General features: G+C 31.8%; 21 protein-coding genes. 14 read left to right on the top strand and 7 right to left on the bottom strand.

Annotation, left to right across the window (positions count from 1 at the left end; all coding sequences use genetic code 11):
• Positions 1-19 precede the first annotated feature (19 nt).
• Positions 20-1,333 carry a sodium-dependent transporter gene (locus tag L992_RS02490; protein WP_047394190.1) on the bottom strand — a complete coding sequence of 438 codons (1,314 nt, stop codon included), beginning with the start codon at positions 1,331-1,333 and terminating at the stop codon, positions 20-22.
• Between the two features lie 350 nt (positions 1,334-1,683).
• On the opposite strand from L992_RS02490, the gene L992_RS02495 reads away from it, so the two are divergent.
• Both L992_RS02495 and pap read left to right on the top strand, forming a co-directional pair.
• On the top strand, positions 1,684-2,595 hold the full coding sequence (locus L992_RS02495) for a GTP pyrophosphokinase family protein (RefSeq protein ID WP_052191783.1): 912 nt from the start codon (positions 1,684-1,686) through the stop codon (positions 2,593-2,595).
• A gap of 24 nt (positions 2,596-2,619) precedes the next feature.
• Positions 2,620-4,068, top strand: a complete 1,449-nt coding sequence (gene pap, locus L992_RS02500; RefSeq protein WP_052191784.1) for a polyphosphate:AMP phosphotransferase — start codon at positions 2,620-2,622, stop codon at positions 4,066-4,068.
• Between the two features lie 19 nt (positions 4,069-4,087).
• Here pap and L992_RS02505 read toward each other — a convergent pair whose 3' ends face one another.
• A complete protein-coding gene (locus L992_RS02505) occupies positions 4,088-4,324 on the bottom strand; it encodes a hypothetical protein (RefSeq protein WP_047383658.1) in 237 nt (78 codons plus the stop codon).
• Positions 4,325-4,476: 152 nt separating this feature from the next.
• Here L992_RS02505 and L992_RS02510 point away from each other — a divergent pair, with 152 nt between their 5' ends.
• Entirely contained in the window at positions 4,477-5,238 is a 762-nt protein-coding gene (locus L992_RS02510) for a hypothetical protein (RefSeq protein WP_047383660.1), read from the top strand.
• Positions 5,239-5,302: 64 nt separating this feature from the next.
• Here the strand turns inward: L992_RS02510 and melB are convergent, their stop codons facing one another.
• From melB to L992_RS02525, 3 genes are read right to left on the bottom strand one after another with little or no spacing between them, the layout of a single operon-like run.
• Positions 5,303-6,658, bottom strand: coding sequence for a melibiose:sodium transporter MelB (melB, locus tag L992_RS02515; RefSeq protein ID WP_047394194.1), 1,356 nt, complete (start codon positions 6,656-6,658; stop codon positions 5,303-5,305).
• 42 nt (positions 6,659-6,700) lie between these two features.
• On the bottom strand, positions 6,701-8,896 hold the full coding sequence (locus tag L992_RS02520) for an alpha-galactosidase (protein WP_047394195.1): 2,196 nt from the start codon (positions 8,894-8,896) through the stop codon (positions 6,701-6,703).
• A gap of 12 nt (positions 8,897-8,908) precedes the next feature.
• Entirely contained in the window at positions 8,909-9,934 is a 1,026-nt protein-coding gene (locus L992_RS02525; RefSeq protein ID WP_047394198.1) for a LacI family DNA-binding transcriptional regulator, read from the bottom strand.
• A gap of 237 nt (positions 9,935-10,171) precedes the next feature.
• Here L992_RS02525 and L992_RS13060 point away from each other — a divergent pair, with 237 nt between their 5' ends.
• The 11 genes from L992_RS13060 to L992_RS02580 all read left to right on the top strand — a co-directional run bounded on the left by L992_RS13060 (position 10,172) and on the right by L992_RS02580 (position 21,661).
• Positions 10,172-10,501: a DUF1622 domain-containing protein gene (locus tag L992_RS13060; RefSeq protein WP_052191785.1), complete on the top strand. Its 330-nt coding sequence runs from the start codon at positions 10,172-10,174 to the stop codon at positions 10,499-10,501.
• Between the two features lie 148 nt (positions 10,502-10,649).
• On the top strand, positions 10,650-11,561 hold the full coding sequence (gene rbsK / locus L992_RS02535) for a ribokinase (protein ID WP_047394201.1): 912 nt from the start codon (positions 10,650-10,652) through the stop codon (positions 11,559-11,561).
• Between the two features lie 2 nt (positions 11,562-11,563).
• Positions 11,564-11,971, top strand: coding sequence for a D-ribose pyranase (gene rbsD / locus L992_RS02540; protein ID WP_047394204.1), 408 nt, complete (start codon positions 11,564-11,566; stop codon positions 11,969-11,971).
• A gap of 1 nt (position 11,972) precedes the next feature.
• Positions 11,973-13,469, top strand: coding sequence for a ribose ABC transporter ATP-binding protein RbsA (gene rbsA / locus L992_RS02545; protein ID WP_047383667.1), 1,497 nt, complete (start codon positions 11,973-11,975; stop codon positions 13,467-13,469).
• Positions 13,469-14,395, top strand: coding sequence for a ribose ABC transporter permease (gene rbsC, locus L992_RS02550; RefSeq protein ID WP_047383668.1), 927 nt, complete (start codon positions 13,469-13,471; stop codon positions 14,393-14,395). Before rbsA ends, rbsC begins: the two co-directional genes overlap by 1 nt.
• 33 nt (positions 14,396-14,428) lie before the next feature.
• Positions 14,429-15,307, top strand: coding sequence for a ribose ABC transporter substrate-binding protein RbsB (gene rbsB / locus L992_RS02555; RefSeq protein ID WP_047383670.1), 879 nt, complete (start codon positions 14,429-14,431; stop codon positions 15,305-15,307).
• 124 nt (positions 15,308-15,431) lie between these two features.
• Positions 15,432-17,504 carry a molybdopterin oxidoreductase family protein gene (locus L992_RS02560; protein ID WP_047394205.1) on the top strand — a complete coding sequence of 691 codons (2,073 nt, stop codon included), beginning with the start codon at positions 15,432-15,434 and terminating at the stop codon, positions 17,502-17,504.
• 11 nt (positions 17,505-17,515) lie between these two features.
• Positions 17,516-17,920 carry a 4Fe-4S dicluster domain-containing protein gene (locus L992_RS02565; protein ID WP_047383672.1) on the top strand — a complete coding sequence of 135 codons (405 nt, stop codon included), beginning with the start codon at positions 17,516-17,518 and terminating at the stop codon, positions 17,918-17,920.
• A 2-nt stretch (positions 17,921-17,922) separates the two neighbouring features.
• Positions 17,923-19,197, top strand: a complete 1,275-nt coding sequence (locus L992_RS02570) for an NAD(P)/FAD-dependent oxidoreductase (RefSeq protein WP_047394208.1) — start codon at positions 17,923-17,925, stop codon at positions 19,195-19,197.
• 22 nt (positions 19,198-19,219) lie between these two features.
• Positions 19,220-20,161, top strand: coding sequence for a TDT family transporter (locus L992_RS02575; RefSeq protein WP_047394209.1), 942 nt, complete (start codon positions 19,220-19,222; stop codon positions 20,159-20,161).
• Between the two features lie 192 nt (positions 20,162-20,353).
• Positions 20,354-21,661 (top strand): bifunctional diguanylate cyclase/phosphodiesterase, encoded by a 1,308-nt coding sequence (locus L992_RS02580; RefSeq protein ID WP_047394212.1) that lies wholly within the window; start codon positions 20,354-20,356, stop codon positions 21,659-21,661.
• Here L992_RS02580 and L992_RS02585 read toward each other — a convergent pair.
• Positions 21,658-22,452, bottom strand: a complete 795-nt coding sequence (locus tag L992_RS02585) for an endonuclease/exonuclease/phosphatase family protein (protein ID WP_047383676.1) — start codon at positions 22,450-22,452, stop codon at positions 21,658-21,660. The two genes, L992_RS02580 and L992_RS02585, sit on opposite strands and share 4 nt — an antisense overlap.
• Positions 22,453-22,457: 5 nt before the next feature.
• Complete coding sequence (locus tag L992_RS02590) at positions 22,458-24,092, bottom strand: PTS transporter subunit IIBC (RefSeq protein WP_047383677.1); 1,635 nt, start codon at positions 24,090-24,092, stop codon at positions 22,458-22,460.
• Between the last annotated feature and the right edge of the window lie 15 nt (positions 24,093-24,107).

Raw genomic sequence — 24,107 nt, forward strand, 5'->3', positions numbered from 1 at the left:
TTTTTATAATTTAACCCTTCTATCCTATCCCTCCATATAAAACACCTAAAATCAGTATTATTATAACTCCGGGAACAAATATATATTTTCCTATTTTAACAACATATTTTCCTATCTTATAATTTGAACCAGAATCTATCTCATACTCTATAGCTTCAGCTTTTATACCATAGAAATAGAATCCTAAAACTAAAAGTGCACCTAGAGGTATTAGATATATCGTCATTAAATCAGCAAAAGCTCCAAACATACTCATATCTAAATCAAGTGGCAATCCTAAGCAGAAAAGCCCTAATCCAACAACAACACTCGCTTTAACTCTTGAAATCCCAAACTTTTGCATAGCTGCTTCTACTGGAACTTCTAACTGATTTATAGCTGAAGAAACCGCTGCAAAGATAACACTTAAAAAGAATATTATTCCTAAAAACTTTCCACCTGGAATATTATTGAAGACAGATGGTAAAGTTATAAACAGTAAACTTGGACCTGCTCCGGGATTAAATCCAAAAGCAAAAGCTGCTGGTATTATTATAAACCCTGCCATAAGTGCAGCCAAAGTATCTAAAACACATGTTTGAATTACACTTGTAGATATATTAACATCCTTATCTAAATAACTTCCATACACAAGAAGTGCTGACCCACTCACACCAACCGTGAAGAAAGCTTGTCCTAAAGCCATAACCCAAGTCACTGGATTTAAAAGTTTATCCCAATCTGGATTTAAAAGATACTTCACTCCCTCCATAGCTCCAGGTAGAGTTAACGATCTTATCATAAGACCGAAAAATATTAAAAACATCAGTGGCATTACAACTTTATTTATCTTTTCGATACCTTTTATAACTCCTAACGATATAACTCCAATACTGATTAATACCGCAATCAAATGCCAAACTATAGATTCGGCATTTCCAGCAAAACTACCAAAATATTGTTCAAAATTTATTGTTGCAACATCTAAAGTTAAATATGTCACAAAATATTTTATTATCCATCCAAAAACTATAACATAAAATGTAAATATTCCCGCTACAGATGCTATCGGCAAAACTGGTAAAATCTTTGCAAGAGGAACACCTCTTTTTTGCATCAACTCACCAACACCTAAAACACCCTTTTTCATCATTCTACCAAATGATATCTCTCCAACTAATCCTATATACGCAAATAATGCCATAAATATAAAATACGGAATTAAGAAAGCTCCTCCACCATATGTTCCTAGCTTCCAAGAGAAAAGCCAAATATTTCCAAGCCCTATAGCTGCTCCTACACATGATAAAATAAATCCAATTCTGTTACTAAACTTCTCTCTTTTGTCGTTCACTTAACGCACCTCCTAAATTTTAAATAAAAAAAATCCACAGACTATACCTGTGGAATAAATGTTTTTCTCATTTTTATCTATCAGATACAATCTTTTTTAGTTTTTACCAAGCTAAAATAAGTTTGTATCCTTTTTTCTAGGTTACAAACTGACTATGGCCACCACCAAAATAAAATTGTCGCTGTTAAAGATGTATTAATTTTTTGAATATCTATTCTTTTTATCATTTTTAATACACCTCCTAGATTTATTATTTCAGCTATTGTAGCATTATAAAATAAAAAAAACAAGGATTTTTTAATTTTTGTGATATAACTATAATATATATTTTTATTTAAAGGATGGAAACTATGGAAAATATTAATTTTAGTCAATTTCAAATTTTAAATTATTATAAAAAAAATAGAGAGCTCTACAGAAAAATGGGTAAAAGATTAGAACGTTTTCTTAAACACTCCTTTGAAAAAGAGAAAATTGTTTATCACTCAATAACTAGTCGTGCTAAAACACGTGAAAGTTTTCAAAAAAAATTAGAACGAAAAGGCTATACATCTATCGATTTAGCAACTGATCTTTGCGGGTTGCGTGTTATAACCTTCTTAGAAAGTGAAACAAAAATTGTCGAAGCCTATCTGAGAACTGTTTTTCTGATTGACGAGAGTAACAGTGAGGATAAAAGTGATAATCTTGGTGAAGATAAAGTTGGATATAAAACTATACATCTTGTTGCAACTCTACCTGAAAATCTTCTAGCTCTTCCAGAGTTTGAAAGATTTCGTGATTTAAAATTTGAGATTCAAGTAAGAACGATTTTACAACATGCTTGGGCCGAAGTTGAGCACGATAAAAATTACAAATTTAGCGGACATCTTCCTCCAGATATAAAAAGACGTTTTAAACTTTTAGCTGGATTTTTAGAGATTGCAGACAGAGAGTTTGAGAGTATTTCAAAAGAGATAAGTGAGTATGAAAAGAAAGTTGTTAACACAATTGAAGGAAATACGCTTCATGAAATTGAAATCAACTCTACATCTCTTAGAAAATATCTAAATAACAAATTCAATATAAACTTCTCTCAAGGAATAAGTCCAAAAATTATCAATCTTCTTCATGAAAGAGGTATAAATACCTTAGAAGATTTTGTAAAAATAGAAGAGCTAGAGATTATGCAAAAATATTTTGGAAACAACAGTAAAAAATTTCCAGCTCGTTATGATCTGATGATAAAGCATCTTTTGGATTATCGTGAAAAGTTAAATTAATATAAGTTTAAGGAGGATTTTTTTATGGGTATTTTAACTAATGAAAGTTGTCTTAAAATGAAAAGAAAAGAGTTTGAAAAAACAATCGAACCTTTAAAATTAAAACTTGGTGAACTTCAAAGAACAGCTAAAGAAAAGGGGCTACCTATTTTAATTATCTTTGAAGGCCTTGAAGCTTCAGGAAAAGGTGCTGTTATAAATGATATATTACTTACTTTAGATCCTAGAGGATATAAAGTTGTAAGTCATAATCATCCTTTAGAAGGAAACTCTCTACCTTTTAAACAATATATAGAAAATATCCCTGGAAAAGGAGATTTTCATATCTTTGACAGATCTTGGTATGATTATGCTTTTACAGAGGAAAGTAATCTTACAAGAAGATGTAAAGAGATAAATAAAATAGAACGTTCTCTTCTTAGAAGTGGAATGCTTATTATAAAGTTCTTTCTGCATGTATCTAAAAAAACTCAGAAAAAAAGATATATAAAAGCCAAAAAAAATCCAGCACAGTCATGGAAAGTAACCCCATACGCTTGGCAACAAAATTTTAATTATAAAACTATTGCTGGTACTTGGGAAGATATTTTAGAACGTACAAATAATTTCGATTGTGGTTGGAATGTGATTTCTTCAGATAGTATTTATGGAGCAAAGTCAGAGATTTTCAGAATTATTGTTGAAAAAATAGAGAGTCAATTAAATGCAAAGGAAGTTAGACCAGATGATGTTCTTTTACCTTATAAAAAACCGTTCTCTCTGGATAAAATAAATCTAGAGAAAGCCCTAGATAAAAAAGAGTATAAAAAAGAGCTAGAAAAACTTCAAAAGAAAATTTATAATCTTCATCATGAAATTTATACAAGACGTATTCCTGTAATTATAGCTTATGAAGGATGGGACGCTGCTGGAAAAGGTGGAAATATTAAAAGATTGGTTGGGCGTATGGACCCTCGTGGATATGATGTTATTCCTATCGCTGCACCAAGCACTATTGAAAAAAACCATCACTATCTATGGAGATTCTGGAAAGCTATTCCTAGAAATGGACACATCTCTATCTTTGATAGAACTTGGTATGGAAGAGTTCTTGTTGAACGTATTGAAAAGTTTGCTACAAACTATGAATGGAAGCGTTCATATGCAGAGATAAACGATATGGAAAAGCAGTGGATAGATGATGGAGCTATCGTTTTAAAATTCTGGTTACAAATCTCAAAAGATGAGCAGTTAAAACGTTTTAAAGAGCGTGAAAATACACCTGAAAAAAAATGGAAAATCACAGAGGAGGATTGGAGAAATCGTGAAAAATGGAAAGATTATAACTCTGCAATTGAGGACATGATATCTCGAACTTCAACGACTACAGCTCCTTGGCATATAGTTCCTGCCAATGACAAATATTACGCTAGAATCTTTGTTTTAAAAAGATTTATTGATGCTATCGAAAAAAGACTTTATGGTAAAAAATAGATTTTAACAAAAGAGAGGATTATCTCGAAATCCTCTCTTTTGCTTTTATAAAAGTTTTATTACAGTATAAACATCTTGAAGTAAGCTTATCCTCAGATTCATCTTGGAATTGAACCGAAAAATCATTGTTATTGACACTCTTACCACAAATTCTACAAATCTCATTTCTACCATCTCTTTGCTCAAAAATAAGTTCTATATTTTCTGAAATATTTCTGAAAATCTCCTGTATTTTTCTAAAATTGAAAAAACTCACCAAAGCGTCACCTCACATCTTAATACTTATTCCTCTTAATACAAAAATTATAGCCTATTCCTTTAATATTTCCTATACTAATAAAAGGAAAATTTGTTTTTTTTAGAAAATAAGGATTAGAAGAATTTTCTACACTTTAGGAGGGATTTATTATGAAAAAAGTTGTTTTATTATTAAAAAACGGAAATAATTTAGATCTTATTTTAAAAAGCTACCAACATCTTAAAACTCACTTTGGCTTCGAACTTGTACCTTTATATATTAGAGACATCGCTTATAGAGCTCCTATAAGTGAAACACTTCTAAACTCAGGTGAAGCTGCCTTTGTTTTAAACGGAATGGAGGATGAGTTTATTTCTAAAATAAATTCAGCTTTTGAAAAATACAATATCGATACTAATTTATTGATTCAATCAGAAGTTGGAGTTGATGAAGTTAAAACTCTTTTAAAAACCGCAGATCTTTTAATGATTGAACAATCTTCATATTTAAATGATATCTTTCTAGAACTATTAAAAATATCATTTAGACCCATCCTTGTTTTAAGAGGAAAACCTCTTAGCTTTGAAAATATCTCCATAATATCTAACGATGGAATAAAAGTTAATAAGAGTGTTTATAATTTTTTAAATCTTTTCCCTAATTTAGATCTAGAAAGTTTCCCTATTTTAACTTGGAACTGTGATTATGAGAAACACCATCTGCTAGACCTTTTAAAAAACAAAGGATATAAAGGGGATATTATTCCTTTTAGTTCAAAAGATGAATCTCTTGAAGATTTCTATTTTGCAGCTAACAAATCTAGTTTGATTCTAATGGGAAATCTAAGTCGTTCATTCTTTATGGAGAAAATAACAAATAGAACAGGCTTAAATCTTCTAGAAAATTTAGAAACACCTATTTTTATAGGATAGAAAAATAAGATAGAAAAAATGAATAAAAAAAGCCCTCGGTCTTATTATAAACCGAGGGCTTTTTTTAAGCCTCTATCTCTCTTTTCACTCTTATTGTTTCAACAATCTCATCGTAATAGTCTCCATTCAATTTATAGTATTTTCTATATATCACATACCCACAAATAGAAAGTAAAATTGGGAACACTATCATCAAATATTTTATTCCTAATACAGCTGAAGCTGTTTGAGCTACATTTGGTACATAACCAACCATCGATAATCCCATACCTATTAACCATCCACTAACTGCTGAAGCTGATTTAACAAGTAATGTTTGAACTGAGAATATAACACTTTCATTTCTAGAACCAAACTTGAACTCTCCATAATCAACAACATCAGCTAACATTACAGTTGAAATTCCAAGTGTTAATCCAGAACCTAACTTTGCAACGATTCCTGATATCGCAATCAATGTAGCATTTCCCGGAGCTATTACTCCAGAGAAGAATAACATCAGGAAACCAACAACTGGAAGAGCACACGCTAGGAAAAATACTTTCTTTCTTCCAATTTTACTAGAAAGAATCGGGAACATCAATAACGATCCAATCTCTGCAAGTCCAGAGAATCCTGTGAACACCGAGAATAGTTTTTCTATTCCAACAACATATTTAAAGTAATAGATTGCAACTCCACCAGATATTTGAGCCATTAAGTTGAACATTAAAACTGTTCCTATTAAAGCTACAAGTTGATCATTTTTTAATATTAGCTTGAAAGCTTCTTTAAGGTTTATCTTTTCACTCGCTTTTTTACTAACAACCTGCTCTTTTACATTCATAACAGTTAAAATCGAAGTAAAAATAAATATCACTGCAATTCCTAATGAAAGCAATGAGAATCCTCTAGCTTCGTTTCCTTTTCCTAAATACGCTATAAGTGGTAATCCGAAACTTCCCAATGATAACCAAGCTAAACTTGCAAATATTCTTGGAACAACCGCAATTTGCTCTCTCTCCTTTTTATCACTTGAAAGAGATGGTATCATTGACCAGAAAGGTATATCCATAATTGTATAAGTCATTCCCCAAAGTATATACATTATTGAGATATAGATATATAAACTTTTACCTGTAAAAGCCTCTGGCTTTGTAAACATTCCAACAACAGTTACAGCATTTAAAATTGTTCCTATTAAAATCCAAGGTCTGAATTTCCCCCATTTACTTCTTGTGTTATCCACAAGCATTCCCATAGCAGGATCATTTATAGCATCCCACATTCTAGCAACTAAAAACAACGTTCCAACAAATGCTGGAGCTAATCCTAAAACATCTGTAAAGTAATACATTAAGAATATATAAACTATTGCACAAGCATAATCTTTTCCAAGAGCACCTAAACCGTATGATAACTTCATTTTTAAACTAACCATTGTTACTCCTCCCGTGAATATCTTTAAATTATCTTTAAATCACTATTTAACTTCTTTCAACTTAAAAACTTTACTTTTGAAATCTTGTGTTTCTGAATCTTTTGAAAAATATCTATCTAGTTGTGGAAATACAATTCCAACGTTCATAAGCTCATCCCCATAAGCTTCAAACTCACCATTTACAGAGTATTTTTTATCTGGATTTAATCCTTTTAATATCACTTTTGCATTGTACCCTGGATTTGGTGATGCTAAGATTGTAAAGTGCCCTACTAAAGCCTCTTCTCTCTCCTTATCAACAACCATCCAAGCCGCACTATTTCCTTCAAACGGACTTTCTAATCTATAGAAATCTCCGAACTGTATTAATCTCCTATTTTCTTTGTAAAATTCCAGATGTTTTTTTACACTCTCTTCAGTGCTCTCATCAAACTTTAAAAGATCCAACTCATATCCGAAATTTCCAAAAGCTGCAACATGATTTCTGCACTCTAAACTAGTTTTTCTAGCTGTTTGATGATTTGGTATATCCGAAACATGAGCTCCCATACTTATAAGCGGATAAGCTAGCGATGTTCCATGCTGAATGTTTAATCTTACAATTGCGTCTGTATCATCACTTGTCCAAACTTGTGGCATATAGTGTAGCATCCCTGCATCAAATCTTCCCCCTCCTGATGCACAAGACTCAAATAGTATATGTGGGAACTTTGTCGTTAACTCCTCTAAAATCTCATAAAGTCCTAAAATATATTTATGAGGTAGATCTCTATAAGTTATCTCTGTCATATTTCTATTCATATCCCATTTTACATAAGATATTGGAGCCTCAGAGAATCTTTCAGATAAGATATCTACAATATACTTTCTAACCTCTGGCTTTGATAAATCTAAAATATACTGATTTCTTCCCATAGATAATCTTCTATTTTTTACACCAAGTATCCAGTCTGGATGCTCCTCGTATAGTTTACTATTTTTACTGATCATCTCTGGCTCAAACCAAAGTCCAAATCTTATATCTTCATTTACTACTCTTTCACCTAATCCTTTAACTCCATTAGGTAGTTTATCTAAATTCGGGAACCAATCTCCTAAAGATGTTTTATCATCATCTCTTTTTCCAAACCATCCATCATCTAAAACGAAAAGCTCGAACCCTAATTTTTTTGCCTTCGAAGCCATAGCTACAATCTTATCCTCGTTGAAGTCAAAGTATGTCGCTTCCCAGTTATTTACCAAAATTGGTCTCTCTTTATCTCTCCACTCACCTCTAGCAACTCTTTCACGGAATAATTTATGGAAAGTTTTACTCATCTCATTCATTCCATTCTCACTGTAAACTATTATTGCTTCTGGTGTAGTAAAACTCTCTCCGGGATTTAAATTCCATTTAAAATCAAATGGATTGATTCCCATCGTAACTCTTGTGGCATCAAAATGATCTACCTCTACGTGAGCTAAGAAATTTCCAGAGTAAACAAGTGCAAATCCTATGCTCTCTCCTGAATCCTCTGTCGTATTCGGACGCTTTAAAATTATGAATGGATTTTGATGAGCACTACTTGCTCCTCTTGTACTATCTATATACTGTGATCCAACTTCTAATTTTCTAGTTTTTATGAATCTTTCTCTAGCCCAAGCTCCAGAAAGATGTATCATCTCATAGTTATAATCAGGTAGATCAAGGGCAAAACTCATAGCTCTATTTATATCTATCTTTTCCGTTCCATGATTTACAAATCTAGCATTTCTTGTTATTACATCTCTATTTTTATAAACCGTATATGTTAAGAATAATTTACAGTTTAAAACTTCATCTTTTAACTCAATTTCTAACGTATTTGCTTCATCCTCACTTTCAACATAGGTTGAAGGTAGTCCATCTAATCTCTCCTTACCCTTATAAACTCTATATCCCTTATATACGAAGTCACTAACTCTGCTGCCATCCTCTGACTCTAGCTCAAAAGCTGGTTTTCTAAAATCTGTCGTTCCATAAGATGGATACTCTTGTTTGTAATACTCAAGTGAAAATCCTGGGTCATCTTCATGATGAGCTATTATTCCTATCCCTACTTCGGGTTGATAGAAAAAGTGTTTAAAGCTTTCTCTATGTCTTATTTTTTTTCCAAAATATAGATGACCTAACTGCTCATTTTTCATAACATTGAATATATAACTTGTATTTGGTCCTTGTAAGTGAAACTCTCTATTCTCTTTATTTATGTATATCATCTTTCCTCCCGACTAATCTAAATAACTCTCTTTTATATATTCATTCAAACTCTTTATAAGTCTAGTTTTTACAAAGTTTAATCTATTTTTTTCACTATTTTCAACTACCAAGAGTTCTACAGCTAATTTAGCTAAGCTATTTATATCTGGTGCGACTGACATTATTCCAAGCGGAATTGTATTTCTTAAATTATCAAATCCTACAATAGGGATTCCTTTAATCTCTCGCTCTTTTAAAATCTCATCCACACAATAACTCATATTATCATTTGCACAGAAAACTGCATCAAACTGAACATCTTTATCTAAAATAGATTTCATAATCTCTCTTGCTTTTTCATCAGAGTAATCTCCATTATAAACTATTGGAGAGATTCCAAAACTTTTAACAGCTTCTAAATACCCTTTTTCTCTCTCTTTACCTGAAAGTTTCTCTTTATCTCCTGAAATATGAACTATTTTTCTCTTTCCTATTTCTAACAGATGATTTGTAGCTAAAAGTGCACCTGTAAAATCATCTGTATTTATATAATAAACCTCATTGTTTGAAGATATTGGATTAGAGGTATAGTCTACCAAAACCATCGGTGAAAACTTCTGTAAAATATTTTCTATATTTTTATCTCCATCTTTAAATCCAATAAAAACTCCACCTACTATGCTTCTATTCATATATAGAGATTCAATTTTATGAAAGGTATCATCATTTATAACATCTACCAAAAGTTGATACTCCAATTTTAAAGATTCTTTCAAAACTCTATTTATAAAATCAAGATAGTAACCAAAAGATAATCCATTATCCAATATTCTATTTTTATCACTATTATCTCCATAGATAAAAAGTCCAATAGTTCTGCTTTTCTTTCCCGCTAAAACTTGAGCACTACTATTTGGAATATATCCTAACTCTTTTATTGCTCTTAAAACAATCTCCTTTGTTTCAGGCGGAACATTTGAATAGTTGTTTATAACCCTTGAAACTGTACTTCTTGACACTCCAGCTAACTGAGCTACCTTAGTACTATTTATTTTCATTCTTCCTCCATTCTCTAACAAAAAAATATTTTTTTGTTTCGTGAACACGTGTTTATTATATTTATAAAACGATTATATTGTATTTTGAACACTTTTACAATATTTTTTTATTTTTTAGATATTAGTTATTTTACCTCAGTAAAAAAAGTTAAAATATAAATGTTTTTCTTTTAAATAAAAGGAAGATTTATTTTTTTTTGTAGAAATTAAAGGATTAAATTACTTCAGGAGGTTTTTATGCTTACATTCGAACATTTTATTATGGATTTTTTTAAAGTTTTTCTACACTGGTTAGCTTTTTTCTTTACAGCTCTTTCTATTGGTGTTATCTGTTTTGGTTTTTTAAAAAGTTTAAAACTTTTATTTCCCAATAAAGAGAAATTAAGTTTTAGTAAAATCATGAGAGATAACTTTGATAAATATATTTTAGTCGGTTTGCAATTTCTGATTATCGCAGATATTATCGACACAATTATATTAAGAGATCTTCAAAACATAATTTTAGTTTTACTTATTGTAATTATAAGAACCATCATGAGTTGGGAGATTGAGAAGCATAAAAGCTGAAACTTTTCACAAGGTTTCAGCTTTTATGCTATTGACAATATTTTTTTAGTGTGCTACATTAAAGGTATTAACTAGTTTTAGGTGTAATTGTGTACACTATTAAATCACAATATATTATTTCGACATATTATTTAAGGAGATATTAAGAATGAAAAAAATTGTTGTTGTTGGGAGCATTAACATGGATTTAGTTACAATTTGTGAGAGAGCACCTCGTGGTGGAGAAACTCTTTTAGGTAAAAAATTCATGCAGATTCCTGGTGGAAAAGGAGCTAATCAAGCTGTTGCTATTGGAAAAATGAACAGCTCAGTAACTATGCTAGGAAAAATTGGTAAAGAGGGTATGGGAGATATTCTTTTAAACTCTATGAAAAAAGATGGAGTAGACGTTTCTAACATTGAATATTGTGATGAAGCTACTGGTATTGCGAAAATTATCGTTGAAGAGAATGGACAAAATAGAATAATCGTTGTCCCTGGTGCAAACTACTCTGTAGATAACGATTATATAGATAGACATATTGAAACTATAAAAAACTGTGACATAGTTGTTGCTCAACTAGAGATTCCAGTTGAAACTGTAAAATATTCTTTAAAATTAGCTAAAGAGTTAGGGAAAACTACAATTTTAAACCCAGCTCCAGCTAGAGAACTTGATTCTGAAATCATTAGTAACTCTGATTATATTATTCCGAACGAAACTGAATTAGAGATTTTATCTGGAATTCCTGTAACAGATGAGGAAAGTGTTGTGAAAGCAGCTCATATTCTACTAAACAAAGGTGTTAAAGGACTGATTGTAACTTTAGGAAGTAAAGGATGCATGTTTATAAGTAAAGAGATTAAAAAATCTTTCCCTGCTTATAAAGTAAAAGCTATTGATACAACTGCTGCTGGTGATAGTTTCATTGGTGGATTCGTAAATGGTTTAGCTGCTGGATTAACTTTTGAAGAGGCAATCGATAGAGGAACTCGTGTTGCAGCAATCTCTGTAACTAGAATTGGAGCACAAACTTCTATCCCAACTCTAGAAGAAGTATTAAATTTTAAAGGAGAATAATAATGAAAAGAGGAAGACTTTTAAATAGCGAATTATCTTATGAAATATCAAAAATTGGACATACATCACACATAACTGTTTGTGATGCAGGCCTTCCATTCCCAAAAGGAGTTAAAAGAATTGATCTAGCTATAGAAGCTGGATTCCCTAGTTTTATAAACACTTTAGATGCTATTCTTTCTGAGATGATGGTTGAAGAGATTGTTTTAGCAGAGGAGATTAAAACTATAAATCCTACTGTTTTTAATGAAATTCTTGAAACTTTCCAAAAAAATGGAATGAACCCTAAAATCAGTTTTGTAACTCATACAGAGTTTAAAGAGACTACAAAAGATAGTGAAGCGATTGTTAGAACTGGAGAGTGTACTCCTTATGCAAATATAATTTTAAAGTCAGGAGTAGTTTTCTAAAATGAATAAAGAGATTATTTTAAAAATGGAAGGTATACATAAATCTTTCCCTGGTGTTAAAGCTTTAGATGGAGCTTCTTTAAACGCTTACAAAGGAAGAGTTATGGCTTTGATGGGAGAAAACGGTGCTGGTAAATCCACTCTTATGAAAATAATGACTGGTATATACACTAAAGATGCTGGAACTGTGGCCTTCAAAGGAAAAGAGGTTGCCTTCAAGGGAACAAAAGATTCACAAGAGGCTGGAATAGCTATAATTCACCAAGAGCTAAATCTAATCGGACATATGAGTATAACTGAAAATATATTTTTAGGAAGAGAGCTTACTAATAGTTTTGGAAAAATTGATTGGACTCTTATGCATAGAGAAGCTAGAACTTTACTAGATCTTTTAAATGTTGAAGATAGCGAGAAAACTCTTATTAAAGATTTGACAATTGGAAAAATGCAGATGATAGAGATTGCTAAAGCTCTTTCTCAAAATGCTAAACTTATAGTTATGGATGAGCCAACTGATGCTCTAACTGATAAAGAAACTGAAAGTCTTTTCAATGTTATAAGAGAACTTACTTCAGAAGGAAGAAGTATCATCTATATATCACACAGATTAAAAGAGATTCCTGCAATCTGTGACGACATTACAGTTTTAAGAGATGGAAAGTTTATCTCTGAAGCTGAAGTTAAAGATATAGATGAAAACTACATTATACAAAGTATGGTTGGAAGAACTCTTGATGAGCAATTCCCAAATGTAGTTGTAACTCCTGGCGATGAAGTTTTAAAAGTTGAAAACCTTTCTGGTGAATATGTTAAAAATGCATCGTTCACTTTAAGAAAAGGAGAGATTCTTGGAATTGCTGGTCTTATGGGAGCAGGAAGAAGTGAACTTGTTAAAACTATATATGGTTATTATAAAAAATCTTCTGGAAAAGTTTTTGTAGATGGAAAAGAGGTTAATATCACTTCACCTGAATCTGGAGTAAATAATGGAATAGCTTATGTTTCAGAGGATAGAAAAGGAGACGGTTTAGTTCTAGGGTTAAGCGTAAAAGAGAATATGACTCTTTCATCTTTAAAATTCTTCTCTAAAAAGTTTGGATTAAATAAAAAATCAGAAAATAACTCTGTTCAAGAATACATTGAAAAATTCAGTATAAAAACTCCTTCAGAGAATGCAATTATCAAAAACTTAAGTGGTGGAAACCAACAAAAAGTTGCTATAGCAAAAGCTCTTTTAACAAATCCTAAAATTCTTATTTTAGATGAACCAACTAGAGGAGTTGACGTTGGAGCTAAAAAAGAGATCTATGATGTTATAAACGAACTTAAAACTAAAGGTTTAAGTATAATTATGATTTCATCAGAGATGCCGGAAGTTATGGGATTAAGCGACAGAATCATGGTTGTCCATGAACACAAAATCAGTGGAACACTTTTAAAAGATGAGTTCACTCAAGAAAAAATAATGAGATATGCAGTAGGAGTTGAAAATAAATAATGTTAAAAAAAATATATAACAATAAACCTTTAATCGGGTTAATTGTTTTCTCTATAATAGTTTCATTCTTAAATCCAAGATTTTTATCTATGGGAAATATTTTAAATGTTTTAAGACAAACATCTATAAACTCAGTTATCGCTATTGGGATGACTCTTGTAATTTTAACAGGTGGAATCGATCTATCTGTTGGTTCTATTCTAGCTTTAACTGGAGCTATGGGAGCAAGTTTAATAGCTAATGGAGTAAATCCTGTACTTGCTATTTTTATAGCTATTGTTCTTGGTGCTATATTTGGTATTTTTAATGGATTATTAATATCTTATGCAAAACTTCAGCCTTTCATCGTAACTCTTGTTACTATGACTCTTTTAAGAGGAGCAACTCTTGTTTTCACAGATGGAAAACCTATCCCTGTTAGAGATGGCGGAGATTTCTTTGATAATATCGGTGGAGGATATATCCTTGATATTCCTATTCCTATCTATATTATGATTGCTCTTTTCATTGCTGGATACTACATTTTAAATAATCTGAAATTTGGTAGATATATCTATGCTATTGGTGGAAACGAAGAAGCAACTAAACTTTCTGGAGTAAACACTTCTAAATATAAAACTCTTGTTTATGGAGTTGCAGGAGCTCTCTCTGCATTAGCGGGTGTTATCATCACATCTAGACTTGGTTCTGCTCAACCTACCGCTGGATCTGGTTATGAATTGGATGCTATCGCTGCTGTTGTTCTTGGAGGAACATCACTGGCTGGTGGAATTGGAAGTATTGCTGGAACTGCCCTTGGTGCAATTATCATAGGTGTTTTAGGAAACGCTTTAAACCTTTTAAATGTTTCGTCATACTATCAAATGATGGTAAAAGCTGCTGTAATTCTTATTGCGGTTTTAATAGATAAAAAATCTTCAAAATAACAGTATTTAAAATAAAAAAATGGGTGGTTAATTATGAAAAATAGATTGAAGTATTTAGGATTTATGACTCTAGTTTTAGGAATGAGTACTCTTGCTGAAGCTGCAAAAATTGGATTTGTTGTTTCAACACAAGATAACCCTTTCTTCGTTACTCTTAAAGAGGGAGCAGTTTCTAAAGCCAAAGAGATGGGACATGAGATTATAGTTTTAGACTCTCAAAATGACCCTTCTAAAGAGTTAGGAAATGTTGAGGATTTACTTATAAATAAAATAGACGTTTTACTTATAAACCCAACTGATTCTGATGCAGTTATATCATCAGTTAAAGCTGCTAACCGTCGTAAAGTACCAGTAATAACTTTAGATAGAGCTTCTAACAGTGGAAAAGTGGTAGCTCACATTGCATCTGATAACATTGCTGGTGGAGAGTTAGCTGGAAACTTTATCATCGAAAAGTTAGAGGGAAAATCAGTTAAAGTTGTTGAACTTGAAGGAATTCCTGGAACAACTGCTGCTCGTGATAGAGGAGAAGGGTTTAATAAAGCTGCTGCTGGAAAATTAGATATAGTTGCTAAGCAAGCTGCTGATTTTGATAGAACAAAGGGGCTTAATGTTATGGAAAACATACTTCAAGGTCAATCTGAAATCAATGCTGTTTTTGCTCATAACGATGAGATGGCTCTTGGAGCTTTAAGAGCTATTGAAGCTGCGGGTAAAAAAGATGTTTTAATCGTTGGCTTTGATGCTACAGAGGACGCTGTTAAAGCCGTTAAAGAGGGTAAATTAGCTGCAACAGTTGCACAAAAACCTGGAGAAATTGGTGCAGAGGGTATTATTGCTGCTGATAAAGTAATAAAAAAAGAAAATATTCCTACATTTATTCCTGTACCTTTAGAGCTAGTAACACAATAGTTTAAACATATTTAGAATAAATTTTGAGCTTTTTTATAGTAGTGTGACTTTAATCACACTACTTTTTTTTATTTAAAAGTATTATAATAGATAAAATACTTGTATACCAAGGAGGAGATGTATTATGAATAAAATTCAAACGACTTGCAACTATTGTTCGCTTGCTTGCAACATGGATTTTTATGTGGAGAACGGATCTATTAAAAAGGTTGTTCCATCTGAAAAATATCCTGTTAATAAAGGTTTCAGCTGTATTAAGGGGCTTAACTTAGATAAGCAACTTACTTCAGATGATTTTCCTAAAAACCCTATACTAAAAACATCTACCGGAAGAGAGGAGATATCTTGGGACTCTGCTTACTCACTTTTCAGCCAAAAATTAAAAGATATCACAGAGAAGTATGGTAAAGAAAGTGTAGCTGCTATAAGTACTGGTCAACTTGCCTTAGAAGAGATGGCTTTAGTTGGACATGTTTTTAGAAACTATGTAGGTGGACAACTAGATGGAAATACAAGACTTTGTATGGCAACTTCGGTTGTAGCTCATAAGCAAAGTTTTGGTTTTGATGCTCCTCCTTATACTTTAAACGATTTTGAACTTTCTGACACAATCATTTTTACTGGAGCTAACCCTGTTGTAGCTCATCCTATCATCTGGGATAGAGTAAGAAAAAACAAAAATAAAAAAGTTATCGTTATAGATATCAGAAAAAGTGAAACAGCTATGAATGCTGACTATTTCTTCTGCATAAAACCAAAAAGTGATCTTGTTCTTTACTATACTATAGCTAACTACTTAATCGAAAAAAATTGGATAGACAACTCATACATAGAAAATTTCTCTGAGAACTTTGAAGATTTCAAAAAGCATGTAAGTAAGTTCTCAATAGATGATATTGAAGAAACTGTTGGAATTACAAAAGATCAGTTTATAACTTTAGCAACACTTATCCACGAAGGAGATGCCGTTTCTTTCTGGTGGACTATGGGTATCAACCAAAGTTACCAAGCTGTTAGAACTGCTCAAGGAATAATAAACTTAGCTGTTATGACTGGAAATATTGGAAGACCTGGAACAGGAGCTAACTCTATAACTGGGCAATGCAACGCTATGGGTTCTCGTTTATTCAGTAACACTACTGGACTTTATGGTGGTGGAGAGTATGCTGATGAAGCTAAGAGAAAAGTTGTTGGAGAAGCTTTAGGTTTAGACCCCGCTATATTCCCAACAAAACCAACTTTACCATACAATGTTATTATAGAAAAAATAATCTCTGGAGAGATAAAAGCTCTTTGGATTCTTTGTACAAACCCTAGACACTCTTGGACAAATAACTATGAGTTCAAAAAAGCAATTGAAAAATTAGAACTTTTCGTTGTTCAAGATTTATATCCAAACACTGATAGTTCAGAGTTAGCAGATCTATTCCTACCAGTTGTTTCTGGAATTCAAAAAGAGGGAACTCTTATTAACACAGAGAGAAGAATCTCTAAACTAAATCCAGTGCTGCCAAAACCAGAGGGAAGATTCACTGACTTTGAAGTTATATACAATTTAGGAAAAGCTTTAGGAATGGGAGATTTACTAAATGGTTGGGAAACTCCTGAGTTAGTTTTCAATAAGATGAAAGCTGTTACAAAAGGAACTCCTTGTGATATAACTGGAGTTAGCTATAAACTTTTAGAAGAGGGATATGGTGTTCAGTGGCCATTCCGTGAGGGTGAAGTTTTAGTTGATCATGAAAGAAGACTTTATGAAAATAATGAGTACTACACTCCTAGCAAAAAAGTTAAATTTATGTTTGAAGATATCGCTGAAAATCCTGTTCCAACAAATGCAGAGTTCCCATACGTTTTAAACACTGGAAGAGGAACTGTTGGTCAATGGCATACTCAAACTAGAACAAGAGAGATAACTTATGTAAATGATTCAACATCTAATAAATCATATATCTATATCTCTAAAAGCTTAGGAGAAAAATTAGGTATTGAAAATGGAGAGGAGATTCTTGTTCACTCTATCAATGGTAGAAGTAGTAAATTCTATGCACTACTTACAGAAAATCTGCCTCACGATGTTTTATATGCACCTATTCACTATATAGAAACAAATAATCTTACACTTTCTATATACGACCCTTACTCTAAAGAGCCATCATATAAATATGCACCTGTCTCTATAGAGAAGATTAATTAGGAGGGATTACTTTGAAAAGAATAAAAATAGATAGAAGTAAATGTATTGGATGCCTAACTTGTGTTAGTGCTTGCTTAGTTTCACACGACTCTGCCGACTCTAGAAATAGAGTCGTGCTGAGCAGTGATTTTAAATTCTCACCAATATTCTGTAGAAATTGTGATTTGCCAGAGTGTGTTTACACTTGTATGAGTGGAGCTATGAGAAAAGACAGTGAAACTGGTTATGTTACTTATGATAAAAAGAAGTGTGCTAGCTGCTATATGTGTATTATGGCCTGCCCATATGGAACTTTAAAAGAGGATAAAGCTACTAAAAAAGAGATTATGAAATGTAATATGTGTACACATAATCCTGACGGGCCACAATGTGTGGCTAAATGTCCAATGGCTGCTATCACTCTTGAGGAGGTTTAAAAATGAGATATGTTATAATTGGTGCTTCGGCTGCTGGAATAAATGGAGCTGAAAACCTAAGAGCTTTAGATAAAAATGCAGAGATTATTTTAATCTCAAAAGATACAGAAGTTTACTCTAGATGTATTCTTCATCACTATATTGGAAATATGAGAGATGTTGAAGGAATAAACTTTGTCGATAAAGATTTCTTCCAAAAAAACAATATAAATTGGATGAAAGGTAGAGAGGTTATCTCTTTAGATGAAAAAAATAAGTCTATACAATTAGATAACGGTGAAGTTGTAACTTATGACAAAGTTTTGATTGCAACTGGTTCTAGACCATTCTTCCCTCCTCTTGAAAATATTCATGGAAAAACGAATGTTGTTGGTTTAAAATCTTTAGATGACTGTAATACAATTTTAGAACTTTCTAAAACTAGCAAAAACATAGTTGTTGTTGGAGCAGGGCTTATCGGTATGGATGCTGTTGTTGGATTGCTACATAATGAAAATGTAGATGCTAAAATTTCGCTAATTGAGATGGCAGATAGATTGCTTCCACTTCAACTGGATAAAGAAGCTTCTTTAGCTTATGAAGAAAAAATGATTGAACATGGAGTGGATCTACACTTCACTTCAAAAGTAACAGGTCTTGATGTAAATCCTGAAAATGACTCACTGATAAATGGATTATATTTTGAAACTACTAGAGAGGACAGAACTGATATCGAGCACATCCCAGCAGATTTAGTTATAGTTTGTGCTGGTGTTCGTCCTAATATTCAATTTTTAGAAAATACATCTATTGCCACTGATAGATTAGGATTACTTTTCAATCCAAAAGGTGAAACAAATGTAAAAGATGTATATGGAGCTGGGGATGTAAGTGGTAGAGGAACTATTTGGCCTGTGGCTGTAAAAGAGGGGATTGCTGCAACATCAAATATGGCTGGAGTTGAAAGAGATATGGATGATTTCTTCTACGCAAAATCAACTATGAACTTCTTTGATATTCCTACTCTATCTTTAGGGTGTCACAGTGCATTTGATAAAATTGAAGGATTGACTGTTGAAAGCATCAGAGAAAGAAATGGTGTTTATAAAAAAATTGCTCATAAAGATGGACATATATATGGAGCTATAATTCAAGGTGACTTAGCTTACACAGGTGTACTAGCACAACTTATAAGACTATACATCGATATATCAAAAATTAAAAAATCAGTATTCAACATTGATTACTCTGACTTCTTCAATATAGATGCAGAGTTACAATTTGAATACAGAGACTAAAAATTAATAAAAGGAGATGAAAATGATTAAAACAACACTTGATAGGCTTGAACGTTTTCCTGTAGGAGCTATCGCCACAACAGTTGGTGCATGTACTCTTGCAAACGCTTATCTACTACTAAACTTTACTCTTCTTAGAAGTATTTTTATGATTATTGGAATAGTAGTATTTATCTTAGCAACAATTAAAATATTTAGACACAAAGAGGCTTTTTTAGCAGAGTATAGCAATACAATTCCTGCTAGTTTATATGGAACATACTCTATGCTAGCAATGATCATAGGGGCATTTTTACTTCCATATAGCCCTTTCTTAGGAAAAAATCTATGGTTATTTGGAATTTTCTTCCACGCATTTGCTATCTGTATATTCACATATAGAAATGTAATTAAAAACTTCAAAATTGAAACTTTTGTACCTAGCTGGTTTGTTACTTATAATGGAATAATGGTTTCTGTTGTTGTTGGTGGAGCTATGAATGAACCTACTATTTTAAAATGGGTTACAATCTATGGTTTGATAGCTTTCTTCTCAATAATACCATTTATGATTAGAAGACTTATTACAAAACCGTTACCAGATATGGTTTATCACACAAAAGCTATTCTATTGGCACCGTCAAGTCTTTGTGCTATTAGCTATTTAAATGTTATGAAAGAACCAAATCTTAAAGTTGCTATTTTCCTTTATGGAATAGTTTTCATTACTCTGATCTCTATTCTATTAAGTATTCCAAAGTTCTTCAGTTTTAACTTCCATCCAGGATTTGCAGGAACTACCTTCCCAATGGCTGTTGGAACAGTTGCAACATTCAGAATGAGTGCTTACTTAGCGAGTATAAATCTTGTAGAATATTCAAATATACTTAGAAATATAGCTGGAATTCAACTTTATATCACTACCGGAATAATTTCATTCGTATTTTATAATTTCTTGAAAAAAGTTAAAGCCACTTCTAAATAAGAAGTGGTTTTTTTTCATACGCAAAATATTATATTTTTCTCTTTATCGAACATATAAAACTACAAAAAACCACTAGTCCACTTAAAGCAAAATAAAGTGTATTTTTTCTGAAAAAATTATATTGCTTTTTCCTAATTTTAATGATATATTTATGAGGCATTTCATTTAATTTTTATGTCAAGGGGAGGAATAGTGGGCATTAATTTTATGCTTTTAATTTTCATCGTATTTCAAATAGGAGTATTTTTAAAGTATTTACAAATAAAAAAGCAATTAACAAAAGATGATTTAACAAAGCTATATAGCAGAAAAACTTATAACGAGTTTTGTAAATCGAAAAACTCTAGTACAGGGGTTACATTTTTATTAAATCTTAATAATTTTAAAAAAGTAAATGATCTATACGGTCATGAAGAGGGAGATCTAGTTTTATCTCAAACAAGTATATTCTTAAAACAAATCTTTATAAAAGATGAGATTTTTAGAATTTCTGGAGACGAGTTCTACATATTTTCATATAATATCAAAAATCCTTCAGATAAAATAGAAAAACTAAGAGAGTTATTTTCTAACTCTTTTTTAATGAAAAAATATAATGTTTCATTTACTTTAGGTTATCATAAAAAATCTAGTTGTATCTCACTACATGAATCTTTAAAGTGCTCTGATATGGCTATCGCAGCAATCAAAAAAAACAGTGAAATTTGGTATAAAGAGGCAACAAGCAACTTTATTGAAAGAGCAAGAAGAAATGAAAAAATCAAGTCTCTTCTTGAAACTTCAATAAACAACGAGTTTTATGCTGTTTTTCAACCTAAATACAATCTTAGTGACAATACTTTAAGCGGTGCTGAAGCTCTAGCTCGTTGGGAAAATCATGAACTTAAGTTTATAAGTCCTGCAGAGTTTATTCCTTTAGCTGAAAAAATGGGAATTGTTTATAAAATTGATTATAAAATCGCTGAAGAAGCTATAAAAAAAGTTGCATCTCTTTTAGATAAAAAATCTATTAAAAATGATTTTAGACTGTCATTTAATATGTCATCTGAAACTTTTATGAGAGAGGATATGATTCCATATATTTTTGATCTTCTAAATTTTTATAAAGTTGATGGAAAAAATATAGAGATTGAAATAACAGAAACTATGATTTTAACTAATTCAAAAACTACAATTGAAAGATTGGAAAAATTAAAGGAAAAAGATATACTCATATCTATGGATGATTTCACAGCTGGATATTCTACGGTTGGACTTCTAGCGACACTTCCAGTAGATATAGTAAAGTTTGATAGATCACTAATTTTAGCTATGAACGAAGATGAACAAAAAGGAAAAGTTATATACAAAGGTTTAGTTAAAATTATGAAAAGTTTAGGTTTAAAAATTGTTGCAGAGGGTATAGAAAAACAAGAGGATTTAGAATTTCTTATTCAAAACTCTGTCGAATATGGTCAAGGCTTCCTTTTAGGAAAGCCTCAAAGAGACTTTCTAAATTAGAAAGTCTCTACAGCTACTCCAAAATGATCAGAGATTACATCTCTATTCTTTCCATTAAAAATAACTTCACTAGATTTTATTTTTAATTCATCTCTATTACTTAAAATAAAATCTATTCTTTTTGAGGCATTACATTTTCCTTCCCATCCAGCTATAGCTCCAGGAACTGTAACTCCATCATCATTTTTTAAAGCATAGGAGTATGTATCCCTAAGCCCTCTTTCCAAAAGATAATCATATCCCTCTCCTCTAACATTGGCATCATTATTAAAATCCCCCATAAGAAAATATCTATTTCCTCTTTCATTCGCAAATTTTAATAAATCATCAACTTGCTTTTCAAAAGAGTTATCAGAATCATTCCACCAACCAAGATGACAGCTATAGAAATCTACAATCTCTTCCCCTATACTTTGTGATATCATAGTAAATTTTCTACTTTTCCAAAAATTAGTATCTTTTGAAGTTCCAATAAAATCACTTATATGCTCTTCAATCTCTCCTTTAAATAGAATACCAGTCCCTTCATGAAAAACATCATAACCTATATGGTGATAATCCCAAACAAAGTTATAAATTACTCCTATTCTTTTCAACTCTTCACAAAGTATATATGCAAAATTACTTTCTCTCACATCACTATAGACAATTTTATCCGCTATAAGTTGATTCACCTCTTGTAACGCTATTATATCATACCCCTCTTGAACAATAACTTCGGCGAGGTATTTCATTTTTTCTATTTGATTTTCCTCCTGCCATGAGTGACAGTTCAAAGTAAGTAGTTTCATTTTATTTATCTCCCTAGTATATCTATTATTTTACATTTTAATATATCTGCTTTTGGTCCATATATAGCTTGAACTCCACAGTCTTTCACTATAAGACCTATCGAACCTGTTTTTTTCCAAAGGTTTTTATCTCCAACAACTTCTGAATTTTTGACTGTAACTCTAAGTCTAGTCATACACGCATCTACTTCAACTATATTTTCACTTCCACCTAAAAGTTCTATAATTTTAACAGGAATCATATCTGCTGATTCTGAAACCTCTTTCTTCTCTGTAACCGCTTCTTCATCATCAATATAGTTTCCTTTTCTTCCCGGTGTTGGTAAATCATATCTTTTAATAATAAAGTTGAATAAAGAGTAGTTCAAGAAGAAAAATCCTCCACAAGCTATAACAAAGTTTATCAAATCTCTATATAATCCTGCTTTTATCATCAGCGGTAAACGAGATAGTAACTCAAGAGATCCAAACGAGTGAACTCTTAAAGATATTATATCCACAAGAGCAAAAGCTACTCCTGTTAAAACTGCATATGCAACATACAATACTGGAGCTACGAACATAAACATAAATTCTATCGGTTCAGTTACTCCTGTTAAAAATACAGCTAACATAGATGATAAAAATATTGTTTTATACTGAGCTTTTTTATCACTATCTACATTATTTAACATCGCAAGTCCAATTCCTAACAGCGAAGCTGTTGAAAGAATCACTTGTCCAGCTTTAAATCTTGCAGGTACAACTGTTTCTAAAAGATTTTTATACCCTGCAATATCTCCTGCAGATTTCAGATTATTTAAATCAGTTATCCAAGCTAACCAGATTGGATCTTGCCCAGCCATTACACTTCCCGCTGCTGCTCCTGTTAAAACTGTATATGTTCCTCCAAGTTCTGTATAGTTCATAGGAATTGTTAACATATGATGTAATCCAAATGGCAGCAGTAATCTTTCCAAAGCTCCGTAGACAAATGGTGCAAGAACTGGTGCTGTATTTCTAGAAGTTGCTATCCATTCTCCAAAACTGTTCAATCCCCACTGAACGAATGGCCAAACAAGCGATAAAATTGTTGCCATTACAAACGAACCAAATATAACTACAAATGGGACAAATCTTTTTCCATTGAAAAATGCTAAAGATTTTGGTAACTTATCAAAGTTTTGATATTTATTAAACAGTACCGCTCCTAAGAATCCTGATAGTATTCCTACGAAAACTCCCATATTTAAAGCTGGTGCACCCATAACGCTCGTGAAATAGTTTTTAACTAGCAACTCTTGCCCTGTAAGTGATTTTACAATAGCATCTGGATTGCTTAAAATCGCTCCATTTATACCAAATATGGCTCCTGTGATTCTATTTGTAAGTATAAATGCCATAACTCCTGCAAATGCTCCGCCAGCTTTTTCTTTTGCCCACGATCCCCCGATCGCCGCAGCAAAAAGAATATTCAAGTTTACTATGACTCCCCAACCCATATCCTCTATGATTCTTCCTAACATATCTAGTCCACTACTACCCAAAAGTTTTCCAATAGAAACCATAAGTCCTGCTGCAGGCATAACTGCTATAACCACAATTAAAGCCTTTCCTAATTTTTGCCAAAAATCAAATGATACTAAACCGTTCTTTTTCATTTTAACACTCCCCTA

Origin of the sequence: Cetobacterium sp. ZOR0034 (assembly GCF_000799075.1) — a bacterium.
Lineage (GTDB): Bacteria > Fusobacteriota > Fusobacteriia > Fusobacteriales > Fusobacteriaceae > Cetobacterium_A.